Annotated in this window: 15 protein-coding genes; 5 read left to right on the forward strand and 10 right to left on the reverse strand. The window is 47.3% G+C overall.

Annotation, left to right across the window (positions count from 1 at the left end; all coding sequences use genetic code 11):
* Positions 1-209: 209 nt before the first annotated feature.
* The 4 genes from GBK04_RS09355 to GBK04_RS09370 all read right to left on the reverse strand — a co-directional run bounded on the left by GBK04_RS09355 (position 210) and on the right by GBK04_RS09370 (position 5677).
* Positions 210-3317 carry an efflux RND transporter permease subunit gene (locus GBK04_RS09355; protein ID WP_152758916.1) on the reverse strand — a complete coding sequence of 1036 codons (3108 nt, stop codon included), beginning with the start codon at positions 3315-3317 and terminating at the stop codon, positions 210-212.
* A 77-nt stretch (positions 3318-3394) separates the two neighbouring features.
* Positions 3395-4477, reverse strand: a complete 1083-nt coding sequence (locus tag GBK04_RS09360) for an efflux RND transporter periplasmic adaptor subunit (RefSeq protein ID WP_152758918.1) — start codon at positions 4475-4477, stop codon at positions 3395-3397.
* 304 nt (positions 4478-4781) lie between these two features.
* Positions 4782-5150 (reverse strand): HPF/RaiA family ribosome-associated protein, encoded by a 369-nt coding sequence (locus GBK04_RS09365; RefSeq protein ID WP_152758920.1) that lies wholly within the window; start codon positions 5148-5150, stop codon positions 4782-4784.
* 224 nt (positions 5151-5374) lie between these two features.
* Positions 5375-5677, reverse strand: coding sequence for a DUF4286 family protein (locus GBK04_RS09370; protein WP_152758922.1), 303 nt, complete (start codon positions 5675-5677; stop codon positions 5375-5377).
* 210 nt (positions 5678-5887) lie between these two features.
* Between GBK04_RS09370 and GBK04_RS09375 the strand changes: the two genes are divergently transcribed.
* The 4 genes from GBK04_RS09375 (at position 5888) to GBK04_RS09390 (ending at position 10979) form a co-directional block, all read left to right on the forward strand.
* Positions 5888-6307: a cytochrome B gene (locus tag GBK04_RS09375; RefSeq protein ID WP_152758924.1), complete on the forward strand. Its 420-nt coding sequence runs from the start codon at positions 5888-5890 to the stop codon at positions 6305-6307.
* Positions 6308-6374: 67 nt separating this feature from the next.
* On the forward strand, positions 6375-8507 hold the full coding sequence (locus tag GBK04_RS09380; RefSeq protein WP_152758926.1) for an outer membrane protein assembly factor BamB family protein: 2133 nt from the start codon (positions 6375-6377) through the stop codon (positions 8505-8507).
* Between the two features lie 105 nt (positions 8508-8612).
* On the forward strand, positions 8613-10331 hold the full coding sequence (locus GBK04_RS09385) for a hypothetical protein (RefSeq protein WP_152758928.1): 1719 nt from the start codon (positions 8613-8615) through the stop codon (positions 10329-10331).
* Positions 10332-10472: 141 nt separating this feature from the next.
* Positions 10473-10979 carry a uracil-DNA glycosylase family protein gene (locus GBK04_RS09390; RefSeq protein ID WP_152758931.1) on the forward strand — a complete coding sequence of 169 codons (507 nt, stop codon included), beginning with the start codon at positions 10473-10475 and terminating at the stop codon, positions 10977-10979.
* Positions 10980-10997: 18 nt separating this feature from the next.
* Here GBK04_RS09390 and GBK04_RS09395 read toward each other — a convergent pair whose 3' ends face one another.
* The 6 genes from GBK04_RS09395 to GBK04_RS09420 all read right to left on the reverse strand — a co-directional run bounded on the left by GBK04_RS09395 (position 10998) and on the right by GBK04_RS09420 (position 15219).
* The gene (locus GBK04_RS09395; protein WP_152758933.1) at positions 10998-11426 is read right to left on the reverse strand and encodes a DUF1810 domain-containing protein; all 429 of its coding nucleotides are present in this window, start codon (positions 11424-11426) and stop codon (positions 10998-11000) included.
* 25 nt (positions 11427-11451) lie between these two features.
* The gene (locus GBK04_RS09400; protein ID WP_152758935.1) at positions 11452-12165 is read right to left on the reverse strand and encodes a DoxX family protein; all 714 of its coding nucleotides are present in this window, start codon (positions 12163-12165) and stop codon (positions 11452-11454) included.
* Positions 12166-12198: 33 nt separating this feature from the next.
* Positions 12199-13443 (reverse strand): DUF4153 domain-containing protein, encoded by a 1245-nt coding sequence (locus GBK04_RS09405; protein WP_152758937.1) that lies wholly within the window; start codon positions 13441-13443, stop codon positions 12199-12201.
* A gap of 65 nt (positions 13444-13508) precedes the next feature.
* Positions 13509-13823 (reverse strand): winged helix-turn-helix domain-containing protein, encoded by a 315-nt coding sequence (locus GBK04_RS09410; protein ID WP_152758939.1) that lies wholly within the window; start codon positions 13821-13823, stop codon positions 13509-13511.
* A 52-nt stretch (positions 13824-13875) separates the two neighbouring features.
* Positions 13876-14508: a hypothetical protein gene (locus GBK04_RS09415; RefSeq protein WP_152758941.1), complete on the reverse strand. Its 633-nt coding sequence runs from the start codon at positions 14506-14508 to the stop codon at positions 13876-13878.
* 186 nt (positions 14509-14694) lie between these two features.
* On the reverse strand, positions 14695-15219 hold the full coding sequence (locus tag GBK04_RS09420; RefSeq protein ID WP_152758943.1) for a pyridoxamine 5'-phosphate oxidase family protein: 525 nt from the start codon (positions 15217-15219) through the stop codon (positions 14695-14697).
* A 152-nt stretch (positions 15220-15371) separates the two neighbouring features.
* On the opposite strand from GBK04_RS09420, the gene GBK04_RS09425 reads away from it, so the two are divergent.
* Positions 15372-15734: a hypothetical protein gene (locus GBK04_RS09425; RefSeq protein WP_152758945.1), complete on the forward strand. Its 363-nt coding sequence runs from the start codon at positions 15372-15374 to the stop codon at positions 15732-15734.
* Positions 15735-15791 lie beyond the last annotated feature (57 nt).

A 15791-nucleotide genomic window follows, 5' to 3' on the forward strand; every position in this document is an offset into this window, starting at 1 on the left:
TTCTATTTGGTTTTTGTATTTACTTGATACATACAAAATTACAAGTTGAAACTCTATTTTAGAAGAATTGTAGATTGAAATTGTCCGTGTGTTCAAATATTTAGATTTTTTATCTAAACATTTAAGTATTTCTCCAAAGTTGAAGAAATATTGGGTGATAGGGCTAGTTAAGGGAGATAATTTGTCTATCCCGATTTTGAGAGCATTTTTTAGGCTAATTCGGGTGCTTCGGCTTCGTGCGCAATACGCTCGATATTCCGCATCCGTTCAAAGTTTTTGGGTCGCGACAGGAACGTGTACATGGCCGGAATGACGTAGAGCGTCAGAATAAGCGAAAACAGCAGCCCGCCCATAATGACGATTCCCATCGACATCCGACTGCGACCCGCCGAACCCAGCGCCAGGGCAATAGGCATCGCACCCAGTACCGTAGCCAGGCTCGTCATCAGAATGGGCCGGAAACGTAGTACGGCGGCTTCATGAGCTGCTTCCATTTTGCTCATCCCTTTCTCCCGCAGCTGATTAGCGAATTCTACGATAAGAATCCCGTTTTTGGTCACCAACCCAATGAGCATGATCATACCGATCTGACTGAAAATATTGAGGGTTTGGTCAAAAAACCACAGCGAAAACACCGCTCCCCCAATGGCCAGAGGTACCGTAAGCATGATGATGAAAGGGTCGACGAAACTTTCGAACTGGGCCGCCAGAATGAAGTAAATCAGGATAAGCGCCAGGAAAAACGAGAACATCGTGTTAGACGAACTCTCAGCAAAATCGCGCGAAGCGCCGCTCAGCTGCGTGTGGATGGCCTCGTCGTTGAGTTTGTCGCGGGCGGCATCCATGACCGCGATTCCATCGCCAATAGTTTTACCGGGAGCCAAAGCAGCCTGTACCGTAGCACTCATGTAGCGGTTGAAGTGGAACAACTGCGGCGGACTACTTTCCTCCTCGGCTTTTACGATATTATCAAGCTGTACCTGTTGCCCCTGCGCATTTTTAACGAACATGCTTTTCAAGTCCAGCGGCTCGTCGCGGTTGGCGCGATCGTACTGCCCAATGACCTGGTACTGCCGACCGTTCATCGTAAAGTACCCGAAACGTTGCCCGGCAAAGGCCAATTGCATGGTTTGGGCGACATCGGCCACCGATACACCTACTGCCTTCGCTTTTTCGCGGTCGATGCTGATCTGCAATTCGGGCTTACTGAATTTCAGGTTTACGTCCGTAACCGAAAAGGTAGGATCGTCGGAAATTTCGGCCATAAATTTAGGTAGGTACTCACGGAGTTTCTCGAAATCCGGTGCTTGAATCACGTACTGCACGGGTAATCCGCCCCGCGAATCGACGGCGATCGTCTGCTGCTGCACTACAAACGACTTGGCATCAGGGTAGTTTTTGAGTCGCTTAGTAATCCAGTCGACGATCTCCTGTTGGCTCATATCACGTTCCTTACGGTCCACCAGCGCGATGCGCCCATTGCCGTTGTTAGTAGCCCCCAGGCCCGAATTACCCGGTGAAGTCACCAGCATGATTCCCTTTTTGCCAGGCATAGAGTCGGTCAGTAATTGACTGACCGACTGAATGTAGCGATCCGTAAACTCGTAGGACGAACCCTCAGGGGTAGTCATCGAGAGCCGGAACCAGTTCCGGTCATCAAGTGGGGCAAGCTCCGATTGCAGGCTTTTACCGAAAAACCACACCATTCCCAGCGTAAGCAGAATAAGCGGAAATGCCACCCAACGGACTTTCATAAAATTGCCCAACGCCCGCCCGTAGCCATTGGTCAGGTTTTCGTAGAAAGGCTCTGTTTTGTTGTAAAACCAGCCCCGTTTTTGATCTTTCCGCGCCAGGTAGGCATTCAGCATCGGGGTCAATGTAAGAGAAACAAAAGCCGAAATGAGTACCGCTGCTGATATAACGATGCCGAATTCCCGGAATAACTTACCCACAAAACCCTGCATGAAAATCACGGGCAGAAACACCGACGCCAGTGTGATGGAGGTAGACAAGACGGCGAAGATAATCTCATTAGATCCCTTGATGGCCGCCTCGATAGGACTCATGCCTTCCTCAATCTTCTTGAAGATATTCTCCGTTACTACGATACCGTCATCCACCACCAGACCCGTGGCCAATACAATCGCCAGAAGGGTAAGCACGTTGACCGAAAAGCCCATGAGGTACATGATGAAAAAAGTCCCGATCAGTGACACCGGAATGTCAATCAAGGGGCGAACCGCCACGACCCAGTCACGGAAGAACAGGAAGATGATGATGATCACCAGCCCAATGGCGATCATCAGGGTTTCGGCTACTTCCTCGATGGAACGCTTGACAAAAATAGTATTGTCGATCAGGGTGTCCAGCGTAAAGTCCTTCGGGAGTTCCTTCTTAATATCGTTCATGCGACGGTTCACTTCATCGGCAATTTCGATGTAGTTTGAGCCCGGCATGGGAGTGATGGCCAGGCCAATCATCGGTACATTGTCGAGCCGCAGGATCGTTTCTTCGTTTTCGGGCCCGAGGGTAGCGTAGCCGATGTCCTTCAAATGTACCGTCTGCGTGGCCGTGTTGGCCACAATCATATCGTTGAAATCATCCTCGGTCTTGAAGCGGCCAATGGTCTTAACGGTGAGTTCGGTGGCGTTCCCGGCTATTTTGCCACTGGGCAATTCCACATTTTCACGATCCAACGCCCGCTTTACGTCCTGGGTCGTCACGCCCTGGGAAGCCATTTTGGCGGGATCCATCCAAATTCGCATGGCGTAGCGCTTCTGACCGAAGATTCGAATATCGCTTACACCATCGATCGTCTGCAAGCGTTGGGCAATCACATTCTCAGCGTAGTCGCTCACTTCCAGGTGCGAGCGTGTTGCGCTCTGGAAGGTCAGCACCACAATGGGTTCCGAATTGGCATCGGCCTTACTGACGGTAGGCGGGCCATCGATGTCGAGCGGTAGTGTCCTGACGGCCGAGCTTACCTTGTCGCGCACGTCGTTAGCGGCACGTTCCATATTGGCCGCAATGTCGAACTCCACGGTGATCTGGCTCACGCCCTGAGCACTGGTAGAACTAATGGACTTGATACCTTCGATGCTGTTGATCTGCTTTTCGAGCGGCTCGGTAATCTGAGACTCGATGATGTCGGCATTGGCACCCGTATAATTGGTGCGGATCGACACCACGGGCGGATCGATGGACGGGAACTCCCGCATGCCTAGGTACTTGAAACCCAAAAAGCCGAACAGAATGATGAGCAGATTCATCACGATGGCCAGCACGGGGCGTTTGATCGAAAGGGTCGAAATACTCATTTTAGGTATGAATTATGAGATTTTATATAGGCCCGAGACTTGCATGAATTATTATCTCATAATTCATATCTACGATCTTATTTAACTCTTACAGCCACGTCCGGCTTCAAAGCCATAATGCCCGTAACAATCAGTGAGTCGCCGGGTTGCAGGCCTTCGGTGATTTGTACCTTTTGGTCGTTGCGGAGGCCGGTCGTGACCATCACCTCCTGCGCTTTGCCGTTCTTGACGACATATACTTTTTTACCTTTCAGAACGGGGACAATGGCGTCAGTCGGAATCATAATCGCGGTGTTGTTTCCGCTGAGATCTACCTGCACTTTCACGAACATGCCCGGCACAAAAAGCCTTCCCGGATTCTGCATGATGGCCCGCACCCGCTGGGTGCGCAGGTTTTCATCCACTTTGGGGTCCAACGCCACCACCCGCGCCGAATACCGGGTAGCGTCGGCGTCAAGTCCGAGTTGAACCATACTACCTAAACGAATGTCGCGGGAATATTTTTCAGGAATTGTAAAATCTATTTTTACCGGATTGGTCTGTACTAGCGTCACCACCGACGTGCCGGGCGAAAGGTACGCTCCTTCGCTGATATTTTTCAGCCCGATGGTACCACTAAACGGAGCCCGAATCTCGGTCTTTTCCAACTGCGCCAAAATCAGTTCCTTGTCGGCCTCGGACGTACGCACATTGTTCATTGCGATTTCGTATTCTTCCTTACTGATGGCTTCAATTTTCAGCAGTTTCTGCTGCCGCTCCTCAATGTTGCGGGTCAAGGCGGCATTGTATTCCAGCTTGGCCAATTGGGCCTGCAATTCTTTGTCGTTGATTTTGGCGATCAGTTGACCTTTGGCTACCGAAGCCCCCTCCCGTAGATTGAGTTTGATGAGTCGACCGGCGATTTCGGCTTTCAGCTCTACCTCTTCATTAGGTACCACCGTTCCGGACGCATATAGTAAGTTATCCACTTTTTCAGACTTGGTCAGATACACATCCACCGGAATGGCTCCGCCACCCGTTTTGGCACCCTTCGCAGTACTGCTACCTTTCGTCTTGTTTTCTTCTTTTGCATCTTTTCCGCCGCCGGAGCCCGAAAATATGAACAACTTTCCGATCACCAGCGCGAGGATAATTCCCCCTAAAATTAGAATAGGTCGCATGAACTGTTTTAAATAAATTAAGAACTACTAAACCTTTATATAATACAAAACGGCATTATATTTTAAAATAGTTGGTCAAAAGAAAAATATTTATCTAGTAATTCCTTATAAAACTATAAAAAACAGCAGCATTCGCCATTCTACTCAAATGCTTACCTCTTATTTGTTCTGACGAGCTACCCCGGTCATTACCCCCAAAAACTTTCTATAGTACAAACTGCCCTCTACATTTATTCGGCAGCACATAAAAAAACTGGCGGAACCACGTTTCGCCGTTCCGCCAGTTTTGTATTTTAAAAATGATCTATTCTTCTATTTCGGTTTCTTCGGTTTCTACCAGCATCGCCATTTCCGCCATACGGGGAGAGCGAGGCTCACGGCGTTTATTTTTAAACCTCTTCACCTGGGTCTTTAACGTCTCAACCGCCAGATCGGTGGCCTCCTCGAACGTGGTACCCTGTTCTTTCACAAACATGGTCCCGCCCGGCACGTACAGTTTCACTTCCAGGAGTTTGGTGTGTACTTTATTGGTTTCGTTTCCGTCCAACTTCAAAAAAACTTCTCCACTTGTAATACGGTCGTAAAACGTATCCAGTTTATCCATTTTCTGTTGGATAAAAGCCAACAAACTAGCGTCGGCGTCGAAGTGGATGGCTTGCATCTGCAGTCTCATAAGCACTTTTGTTTAAGGTAAAACATACATCCTGCCGTTCTTCATCCAGGAAAGACAGGGGATAAAATAGCGGTTCGGGGTATCGCGTGGCAACGTCCCGAACCGCTAATCGTCCCGGTTTTTGCCGGATGACGAATCGGTAGACTAAATGAAGTGAATTTTCAACAGAATGTCAAGGACGAATCCGGGTTTATTTTCAAACCAGCGCTTACCCGGTAATCGGGTTACACTTCTTCCAGCAGCGTACGGAACGCCACATACCGATCTTTGTAGCGTCCGTGGTGATCCTGCTGCAATCGCGCCTGATGCTCATTCTGGTAGGTCAGGTAATCATCCATTTCCCGAAAGGAAAACTGAATCGAATAGGTGGTGCCTTCGTTCTCAACTTCGGTGAGCAACCGCATCATTTTGTGGGCCACCGGCAGGCCGGTAGCCATAATATCGGGGATGTGTACGGTTTTCATCCAGTCGAACCATTCTTTCTCAGCCATCCGGCTAATGTTGACGGTAATGTTGTAGAGGATCATGTTTTGGACTATTGGCCATCGGCCTTTTTAGGGTAGTTAAACAGCAATCAATATAGGTAAAGATGGTAAGATTACTGAGTAAGGTACCCAAAAACTGAAAATTTAGCCGGGGGTACCTTGTCCACAACTGCCAAAAAAAGCCAATTGCCAATAGCTGACAGCCGCCAACCCCTTCGTACCTTTGCCCCTTCACCACCAAACCTTCAAACTATGAACGCTCTTGTCCATGCACATTCGGGGCTGCGCTATGTAGTGCTGGCCCTCTTGATCGCGGCCGTCGGGACTGCTTACTCGAAGTGGCAGCAAAACGACCCGAACGATAGTAAAATATACACCTATGCGCTCATTTCGTGCCATATTCAGTTATTGCTCGGGATCGTCCTATACGTAATGAGCCCCAAGGTAGAGTTCAGCCTGCTGGGAGATAAATTCTATCGTTTCTTTACCATCGAGCACAGCCTCATGATGCTGGCCGCCATTGTTCTCATCACTGTGGGCCGGGTGCGCTCGCGCAAGGTACCCGTAGACAGCCGGCACCGCACCATTCTTTTCTTTTATGCCATGGGCCTGATTCTGATTCTGGTTTCGATTCCCTGGCCGTTCCGGAATTTGGGAGCGGGCTGGTTCTGAGGTACCTTCTGTCAGTATTTCCCACGGAGATTTTCCTTTTCACTGAAAAGGAAAATCTCCGTTTTTTATGAAAGCCAAATTCATTGTTATTCCCGCAGCGGTTATTCTGGGCGGAATACTACTCTTCAACTTCATCCAGAGCCCTCCCCTTGCATCCTCTGAGTGGCGCGAGTACCTCGGTGGCCCCGACCGGGCCCATTACTCGCCTCTCACAGAAATAACCCCCGAAAATGTAAAAAACCTACAGGTTGCCTGGGAGTACCATACCCGGGACACCACCGGGCAGATGCAGTGCAATCCCATCATCGTGGACGGGGTACTGTACGCCCCTACTGCCTCCGGACAGATTTTCGCCCTCGATGCCGCCAGTGGAAAGGAGCTCTGGCGCTACACCGACTCCCGCGATCCGCAGGCCTCCAACACCAGCCGGGGGGTTACTTACTGGGCCGATGGCGACGACAGGCGTATCCTGTTCTCGGCCGGTACCTGGCTCTACGCGCTGAATGCCCGCACAGGCCAATTGGTCGAATCGTTTGGCGACAAAGGTAGGGTAAGCCTGCGGCTGGGTCTGCCCGAAAATGCGCAAAATAAGTTTATCTGCTCCAACACGCCGGGTACCATCTACAAGGATCTGATTGTGATGCCCGTGCGGCTGTCCGAAGGGCCCGATGCCGCGCCCGGCCACGTGCGGGCGTTCAATGTCCGTACCGGGTCGCTGGCCTGGACGTTCCGCACGATTCCGCATCCCGGCGAAGCGGGCTACGAAACTTGGGGTAAGGAGAACTGGAAAAACACCGACGTGGGGGCCGCCAACAACTGGGCCGGCATGGCTATCGACCGGGAGCGTGGTATTATCTATGTACCTACCGGCTCAGCGGGTTATGATTTCTACGGCGGCAACCGACCTGGCAACAACCTCTACGCCAACTGCCTGCTGGCGTTGGATGCGGCTACGGGTAAGCGGAAGTGGCATTTTCAGTTTGTCCACCACGATGTGTGGGACCGCGATCTACCCTCGCCCCCTACCCTCGTGCAGGTCAAGCGGGACGGCCCCGACGGTCGGCCCCGACTCATCGACGCCGTGGCCCAGATCACCAAGTCGGGCTTTGTGTTTGTATTCGACCGCGTGACGGGTAAATCGTTGTTTCCGATCAAGGAAATAAAGGTACCTACCAACGGCCTACCCGGCGAGGTACCTTCGGCCACGCAACCCGTACCCCTGCGGCCCGCTCCCTTTTCCCGGCAAAACATTGGCGACAACGACGTGAATCCCTACGCCGAGAACAAGGAAGAACTGCAGGCCAGACTCAAAAGTATTCGTCACAAAGATCAGTTTGAGCTACCCAGTCAGGAAGGTACCCTCATCTTCCCCGGCTTCGATGGCGGTGGCGAGTGGGGCGGCCCCGCCTACGACGCCGAAACGGGCCTGCTCTACATCAATTCCAATGAAATGGCCTGGGTGATGCGCATGGAACCTACCCCAAAAAAAGATGAACTGGCGGGTTTGACGCCCGGCCAGAAGGTGTACCAAATCAACTGCGCCACCTGCCACGGAGCCGGGCGCAAAGGAAATCCCAAAAGTGGCTACCCCTCGCTGGTAGACATCGGTACCCGTCGCGACCGCGCCTACGTACATACTTTGGTAAAAAACGGGAAGGGAATGATGCCGGGTTTCTCGTACCTCAAGGACGGCGAACACGAGGCACTACTAGCCTTTTTGTTTAACGAAGAAAAGGTAGAAGCCGGTGGCAAAATAGCTGCCACTACCTTTCCCCTACCCTTCAAGATGGATGGCTATAACAAATTTCTGGATCAAAACGGCTACCCAGCCATCAGTCCGCCTTGGGGTCAACTGAGCGCCCTGAACCTCAATACGGGCGAATATGAATGGAAAATTCCGCTGGGTGAGTTCAAGGAACTGATTGCGAAGGGTATCCCGCCCACCGGGTGCGAAAACTATGGCGGCCCAGTCGTAACAGCCGGGGGGGTACTTTTCATCGCTGCCACCAAGGACGGCATGTTCCGCGCCTTCGACAAGCGCACGGGCAAGCTGCTGTACCAAACCGAGCTACCCGCCGGAGGCTTCGCTACGCCCTCGGTATACGAAGCAGGTGGGAAACAGTACGTAGTCATCGCCTGCGGGGGTACCAAGCTGGGTACCAAGAAGGGAGATAGTTATGTGGCGTTTGCACTGCCGTGAGTTGTCATTACCAGTTGTAGACTAGTTCGATATTTGTCTCCAGTTTTAAATCGGCAACAGCTAGAGAGAACTAGCAGGTATTTCAAAATCACATATAGATACGCTATGATAAATATCCCGATAACAATTAGAAAAAAACCTTTAGGCAACTTTAACGTTACCAGACAGATACATTCCCAGATGAAAAAAGGATTCGATACTCTGGATCATTACTCGCCGCAAATCTTATTAAATATAAATAAGAAAATCAATGAAGAATATGACCTTTCACGGGCTATAAAAGAATCTTATGGTAAAATAAAAGGACATTTCCCCAGTGTTGATAATTATGCAATCGAAATAAGGGTTCAAATATATTGTGATTTTGAAAAAATAAATATTGAAAGCGAATTTCCACAATACATAGGATTCAATAATTGCATTGGAAACAAAGTGATTATTAAAGAAAGCAACAATGTAATAAATGATTTTTCTAAACTAACAAATCTTACTATTTTTAATTGCGAAATAAAAAATTTAGAAATCTATTCAAATATATCATCGTTAATTATTGAAAATTTAAAATCTTGCAACTCTTTTGTAATTGAATTCAAATCAATAGCAAAAGTAAAAATGAACAATTTTTCAATTAAAGGTCAAATTAAAGAAATTACAGTATCGAATGTAACATCAGATGATTTATCTCTGGACATAGAAGACAATAAACCTGATGGCTTTGAAACAGAGCAAGTTATTATAAAAATTTCAAATTCTAATTTTATATCAGCAAAAATAAAATCTCAAAGAATCATATCATTCAATTCAACGAACAATAAAATTCAAAATTTATATTTAAATCCTCAGATTAAAGCAAATGATATAGATATATTAAATACTGATTTGAAGGAAGTTAACATATTTATTCCAATTTTTGGTATAGAGCAGATAAACTTCATAAAGTGTTCAAACTTAAATAATATACTTATTTCTAAATCATTTGAAATAATTGAAGAGTCAGTGACAGTCAATAACCTTATGGTATCTAAAACATCCTTCTCAAAAGAATTTATTGGCTTCTTTTCTTATTTCATTTCAAACAAAATCGTGTTTGAAAATTGTATAAACAGGGGAGAATTAAATTTCGAAAATATGAATGTTAATTTATATTTACAGATAATAAATTCTGTTATGGGAAAAATGCTCTTTATTAATTCAAATATTGGAAGTGAACTTAGAATGAAAAATTCAAATATTGAAGATGTAAAGTTATTTACTACTGAATTGCCATCAACCATTCATGTAACGAATCACACAGTCACTGAATTAAAAAATATACAGGATGCCTATAGGCAATTGAAGGTAATTTCAGAGAAAAGTTCAAATAAGGAAAAAGTTATATTTTATAGATCTAAGGAACTAGACACATATTACGAAAGTTTAAGTTTTCTCAATAAGCAACAAATCTTAGAAAAAATTACTATTGGCTTAAATAGAATTTCAAACAGACATACACTTAATTGGGGCTATCCCTTATTCTGGTTAATATTTTTAGGGACTATAAACTTTATAATGTTTTTGTATTCACTGGGAGCATTCAGTATTGACCTTCCATATATATATATAATAGATACGAAACTTTACAGTTATCTTTTTGATTGGTTCATACCTGGATACCTATACCCAACTCGTAATAAGATTGCGTTAATATTAGAAACGTTTAATTACCCTGATTTCACTTCCTTACCTTTATACAGTAAATTGATTGTTTTTGAAAACGACATTCTTCTTCTTCCGTACTGTATCTATCAATTCATTGCTGCTTTTAGACGACATGGTATAAAATAGTAAATATTTTATACTCCATCACAACTTAAAAAACTATCTACTTTTGTGTGTCATTTGTAGCTTCTGCGATGAGTAGGGCGCGCGGGGATAACAACATATAGAGAACCACTACTCAGGTGAAAGCAAAATCAAGGTTACCACATGAACGCCATCCTTGAATCCTACAAACCGAAAAATGTAAGAATGCTTTTCATCGCCGAAGCACCGGGATTCAATAGTTCAGGGGATTTGATTCAACATTTTTATTTTGCCAACAATAACCTCTTTCGGACCATTTTTACGGCATTTGAACTAGTGTATGGCAGTTTTGATTCTGCTCAGGCCTTTTTATTCTTCTTCAAATCCTTAGGATGCTACCTCGACCATTTGAGCCTTGTCGCTATCAACAGAAGTGACAAAGAAGAAAGGAAGGCTGGGCGACAGAAGGCGGTTCCGTCTTTGGCTGCGCGCCTGAAATCCTACAAACCTGAAATTATAATTGTTCTGATGAAAGACATTCAAAAGCAAGTGGTGGAGACATTGGAAATTTCAGGGATCGATACCGTTCGTCTGCTCGAAGCGGTTCCTTACCCCGCCGGAAGCGATACCAACCGGAAAAATTACATTGCCGAAATCGCCAGTCTGTTGCGAGATATTGAAATCAATTAAGCCTTGGCTTAGTATTGCCTACATCTTACTTAAAATCCGAACAGTTTGCGGATCTTCCTCACCACCGTAGTAGTTATCCAAAACTTGTAAAAATACGTCGTTGTCGGTGCTCACCGATTTGAACAAGGTCATGCTGGATCTCAATTTCAGATCGTCCGGTGTGCCAAAAATATCAGTGGCCGACTTGTCCTCCACCGAAAGTAATGCCTGCGAAGCCTCCCGTAGCCGCTCACCGAGCGTAGGATGGTTCAGATATGCTAACGCCTCTTCCCGACTTTTGATGGCGTACGTTTTCGAGATTTCGGTTTGGCCCAGGCCGACAATTTGAGGGAAAATAAACCACATCCAGTGGGTTTGCTTCCGGCCGTTGCGAATTTCCTTCAGGGCGGTTTCGTACACGTTTTCCTGGGCAGCTACAAAGCGGTTCAAGTCATGGGGATCGTTCATGATGAAGGTAGTTAAGGGATTTGGGTTAATCATCCGGGGCTTTTTCATAAGTCGCCAGACATTGGTCGAGCGGTTGCCCGTGGGTATGAATACATTCACAAAAATCATTCCCTGCTCTGGTTCTGTTACTCCCTTCAAACTGTTGCTTACACTCTGCTATCGTGTTGCGAGGCATTACGTCGTAGACTTTAAGAAAAATCAGTACCGCAAGGACAACCGTAGCCACCACACCCGCGAAAAAAACAGTCGGGAATTTTTTACTGAGTTTTTTCTGCTTCTGAGTAGCATCCAGGGAAGTTGTGTTAAACGGGAAAATGTACTTTATCTTATCGTAATTCCAGCAGAGCAGGTACAGATTGGCCAGTACCATCAAAGGGGCCGTAATATGCGACCCTTCGAAGCGCACAGCCAGTGAAAGAATGCAGATATTGAGTATGATGGGAAAGTAAATAAGTGCTCCGAGCGTCACCGTGCGCGGAATAAGTATCAGGATGGCTGCCAACATTTGCATTACCCCAATGAAGGGATAATAATAACCCGTATGAAACAACGCCTCCAGATAATGACCCATCGGGTGATTATTGGACAAAGCAGTAAATCGCTCGCCGTTAATCTTCACGAAGCCCGAAGGCAAAAATCCGGCGGCCAAAGCAATACGATTGAAAATAGAGAAATACCAAAGCGATCGGTTATGTTTTACCTGGGCGTGGAATTGGTCGAGTTTAGAGGAAATGCTCATTGCTAGTCGAAGGTACAGCCAAGGAATTTACTCTTATTCAAACCCAAATAGGAGCGGAAACAGGAATGTGACCACCGCCGTCCAGCCCCAATAGATGGGTAGGTAGGCCGAAATGGACTTCCCGACTTGGGTCAGGCTGGCGTCGCGGGTGAGTACCTTCACCAGTTTACTGGCAATGAACATCAGGTGGATCAGCATCAGGACGTTGGCACCCAGCACGGCCATGCGGTTGGGGGTGATGCCCCATTCCGAGATTCGGAACACAATGGCCGACAGGGCGATGCCGTTGACCAGAATCGTCACCACCGACAGCAAGAACAACACCATGATCTCGAAACGATTGGAGGTAGCTTTGGCCCGCTCGGCCACCGAAAAGAAAATAAGCGCCATCACACCCACCAACAAAGCATTGAAGATGATCAGGAACTCCCGGTCGTTGTAAGGGTCTTTGCCCGAAAAAACGATAGCGCCCAGGTAAGCCAGCAACATAATAAGTACCAGCGGGCTGAATATCCGGGCGATGATGGGCGATACTTTCTGAACCAGCTCGGGAATATTCTGCGTGAGGACGGTACCTACAAGGGGTACGGCGGGCAGGCCAAAAATAACGATGTACTGAAAATAGTACTCTCTTATATCATAGCCGATCAGGTTAAAAAGTCCAATAGTGATCGCCGTCAGAATCCCCCCCGAAATCAGTAGTAGGGTACTCATTACCACCAGGTCGCCATTGTAGCGCAGGTACCCCAGCCTTTGCTTGAGATCCCTGGCATTTCCACCCGTGAAAGCAAAGCCCGTCGTCGCCCACAGAAACACCCCCAGGTGAATGCAGGACAGCACCAGCGTATCGCTCTTGGGATTGTCGGGTAATAGGTTGATATAGACTAGCCCCATTCCCATAAGTCCGGCAATAATCGCGATAGTTTTTGCGGTCAGGTTGTTCTTCCGGATAAAGTAAGCGGACAGGAAGGGAAAAACCAGAAAGCCCAGGTTTCTGGTGTAAAAAAACTCTTCGTCGATGGACAGAATCTGGGGTAGTTTGGCGCAGGTACCCGCAATCAGGGCCGCTACCAGGACAAATATCAGTTCGGACCGGTTGATCGAAAACACTTCGTCGCGATCAAAATTCAGGCGCTGGTGCCAGAATTCGGCCAGGCGGGTATCGTTAAGTTGAGGGTACAGGGCATTGAATGCCTGCCGGAAAGCCGACTTGTTGTCACGGTACAGTTTTTCAAGCTGTTGGGGGTTGTCCAGATTGGAAAGGATTTCAGTTTTCATGATAATTGATATATTTGAAGTTTTACAAAGTACTTTGTATTTCAAAGTTTAAAGTCAAAAAAAATTCAGTCAGGTTTATTGCCCAGAATTAGTCTTTCCAAAGCAGCCAGATGACTCTGGAAGGCATCCCTCCCCTCAGGGGTAGCTATGTAGCGGGTATTGGGCTTACGACCCACAAACTGCTTTTCGACCCGTAGGTAGTCTGCGCCTTCGAGTGCCCGCAAGTGGCTCGCCAGGTTGCCGTCAGTCAGTTGCAGGGTTTCTTTAAGAAAAGTAAAGTCCACACCATCTTCCACCATAAGCACCGACATGATCCCGAGCCGGGCACGGCTCTCAAAATCTTTATTTATATCTTTCAGGTAGTCCTTTACGTGTTCCATTCCAGGCGGAAATCTTTATTTAGTCGGCTGGTTTTAATAAAATATAGAAGGTTTAGTCATGCTTTTTTTCGTATTTATAGTACAGCATACTCCCGTAAAGTACATGCAATACGCCAAACCCCAATGCCCACGCCAGCAGCCCGTACCCAACCATAAAACCACTTGCCAGTCCCAGCGCCAACTCACACAGTCCCAGCGAGCGAAGGTCGGCAAAGGTATACCGGCTGGCATTGACTAGCGCCAAACCATAGAAAATTAGCATGGAGGACGCCACAAGGTACCCGATGTTATGATAAAGCAAAATTCCACAAAACGCCCCACCCACCGCCAGGGGCAGGCAGAAATTCACCAGTAGCCGCCTGGCCTGGCTGGTCCAGACGGGCTGATGGGCCTTACTGGCTTTGAGTCTGGTAAAATACAGCACCGATCCAGCCGCTAGTCCAAATACTGCTACGGCTGCCAGAGCAATAAACCGATAGGTACCAGATGATACGTCGCTACTGTACAGTTCTGCATAACGCTGGCCATGGATAGTCAGGTACCATTGTACCGCCCCAACGCCAGTCAGGGCGATGAGACCCACAAAAATTCCCGATAGTCCACTAAGTGAGTGGAAACGGGTGGAACGATCCATGATGTTCCGGATTTCATGGAGGGTTTGAAGTTGTTCTTCGGGCTGTATCATAACAAAGTACTTTGGAGTTCAAAGTAAATACATTTTTCACTAGGAAAATGTATAAAGCAAAAAAAAAATTGAATGAGGTGGACAAATAGGGGGCGATCAAAACCAGAATCCCTCTTTTTTATTACAACCATTAAAAAAAGGAGGGCAAAGAATTTTTGCCCTCCTGCGTAATCCTGCTCCTGTTCCCTACACCTTCAGCTCCCCCTCCACGCCATCGTCCATGGTTTTGCCCGTAGCCAAGGAGGCCGCCATTTTCAAGAAGGAAACCATACGGTTATTTTTCGTGTCCCAGTACCTGATATCCTCTGGCTCTACCCGGATCACGGTCAGATCAGGGTCCTCTTTACCGCCCTGAAACCAGACTTTGATAAAAGAATTCCAGTACTTCTCGATCCGCTCGCGGTCGCGGGAAACCATGCACTTACCGTAAATGCTGAGGTACTCGGACGAGCCCTCTTTGCAGAAAAAAAGTTGTACTGCCGGGTCGGCAGCCAGTTCCTTGTTTTTACTGGACGAAGCCGCGCTGAAAAAGTAGAGTGCTCCGTCGTCTTCCACGCCCTGCAAGGCCATCGGACGGCTGGGAGCCGGGCGGGAGTCAGTGAAAGTGGTGAACATACAAATACCTTCGGCCAGGTCTTGTAGTTTCTCGATGGCTTCGGTACCGGAAAGGTTCTGAATGTGGTCGTCTTCGTCGTGGCGTGAATCTTGCATAAATAGGATTTTTAGAATGTGAAAAAAGTGGAATAGAAATAAAATCTGTGCCAACCCATGAAGTACTTCGCTAGGCTGGCATGATGTTTATATTATAAATAAAATATATTTCACGCTTATTTATAATATAAATACAACACAAGATTGAGCTTATGAAAATTGCAGTAGAAAAAGGCCAGGAAAAGACATTGCTCACCGATGGCCAGCAACGTGTCACGATTACCGACATTGAAGAAGGAAATAGCGAAAACAAGGGAATTCCTTTCTTTGCCGTCCGCTTCGAAAACGACGAGGGGTACGTTTCGCATCGCTTCTACCAATCAGAAGCAGGTATGCCCGCCATCATTGGCTTGTTTGAAGAAGCCGGCATTGAGGCAAAACCAGGAAAAGAATTAGATACGAAGCAACTGATGGGTAAGGAACTGATGATCGAGGTAGGAGAGCGCTCGTACATCGATCCTGTTACGCACAATGAGCGAACCCTGAAACAAGCCGTTAATTTTCTGGCGAGCTAGAGAAAAGGATTCGTAGTAAATCGAACACCCCCGCCCGGACTTTCAGTTGAAAGTCCG

Origin of the sequence: Salmonirosea aquatica (assembly GCF_009296315.1) — a bacterium.
In the GTDB taxonomy this organism is placed as follows: Bacteria; Bacteroidota; Bacteroidia; order Cytophagales; family Spirosomataceae; genus Salmonirosea; species Salmonirosea aquatica.

Coding starts and splice junctions, on each gene's coding strand:
- GBK04_RS09370 (WP_152758922.1), bottom strand. CDS start 5,677: ATGATCCTCTACAACATTACCGTCAACATTAGCCGGATGGCTGAGAAA.
- GBK04_RS09355 (WP_152758916.1), bottom strand. CDS start 3,317: ATGAGTATTTCGACCCTTTCGATCAAACGCCCCGTGCTGGCCATCGTG.
- GBK04_RS09365 (WP_152758920.1), bottom strand. CDS start 5,150: ATGAGACTGCAGATGCAAGCCATCCACTTCGACGCCGACGCTAGTTTG.
- GBK04_RS09395 (WP_152758933.1), bottom strand. CDS start 11,426: ATGAACGATCCCCATGACTTGAACCGCTTTGTAGCTGCCCAGGAAAAC.
- GBK04_RS09385 (WP_152758928.1), top strand. CDS start 8,613: ATGATAAATATCCCGATAACAATTAGAAAAAAACCTTTAGGCAACTTT.
- GBK04_RS09390 (WP_152758931.1), top strand. CDS start 10,473: ATGAACGCCATCCTTGAATCCTACAAACCGAAAAATGTAAGAATGCTT.
- GBK04_RS09375 (WP_152758924.1), top strand. CDS start 5,888: ATGAACGCTCTTGTCCATGCACATTCGGGGCTGCGCTATGTAGTGCTG.
- GBK04_RS09380 (WP_152758926.1), top strand. CDS start 6,375: ATGAAAGCCAAATTCATTGTTATTCCCGCAGCGGTTATTCTGGGCGGA.
- GBK04_RS09420 (WP_152758943.1), bottom strand. CDS start 15,219: ATGCAAGATTCACGCCACGACGAAGACGACCACATTCAGAACCTTTCC.
- GBK04_RS09405 (WP_152758937.1), bottom strand. CDS start 13,443: ATGAAAACTGAAATCCTTTCCAATCTGGACAACCCCCAACAGCTTGAA.
- GBK04_RS09360 (WP_152758918.1), bottom strand. CDS start 4,477: ATGCGACCTATTCTAATTTTAGGGGGAATTATCCTCGCGCTGGTGATC.
- GBK04_RS09425 (WP_152758945.1), top strand. CDS start 15,372: ATGAAAATTGCAGTAGAAAAAGGCCAGGAAAAGACATTGCTCACCGAT.
- GBK04_RS09410 (WP_152758939.1), bottom strand. CDS start 13,823: ATGGAACACGTAAAGGACTACCTGAAAGATATAAATAAAGATTTTGAG.
- GBK04_RS09415 (WP_152758941.1), bottom strand. CDS start 14,508: ATGATACAGCCCGAAGAACAACTTCAAACCCTCCATGAAATCCGGAAC.
- GBK04_RS09400 (WP_152758935.1), bottom strand. CDS start 12,165: ATGAGCATTTCCTCTAAACTCGACCAATTCCACGCCCAGGTAAAACAT.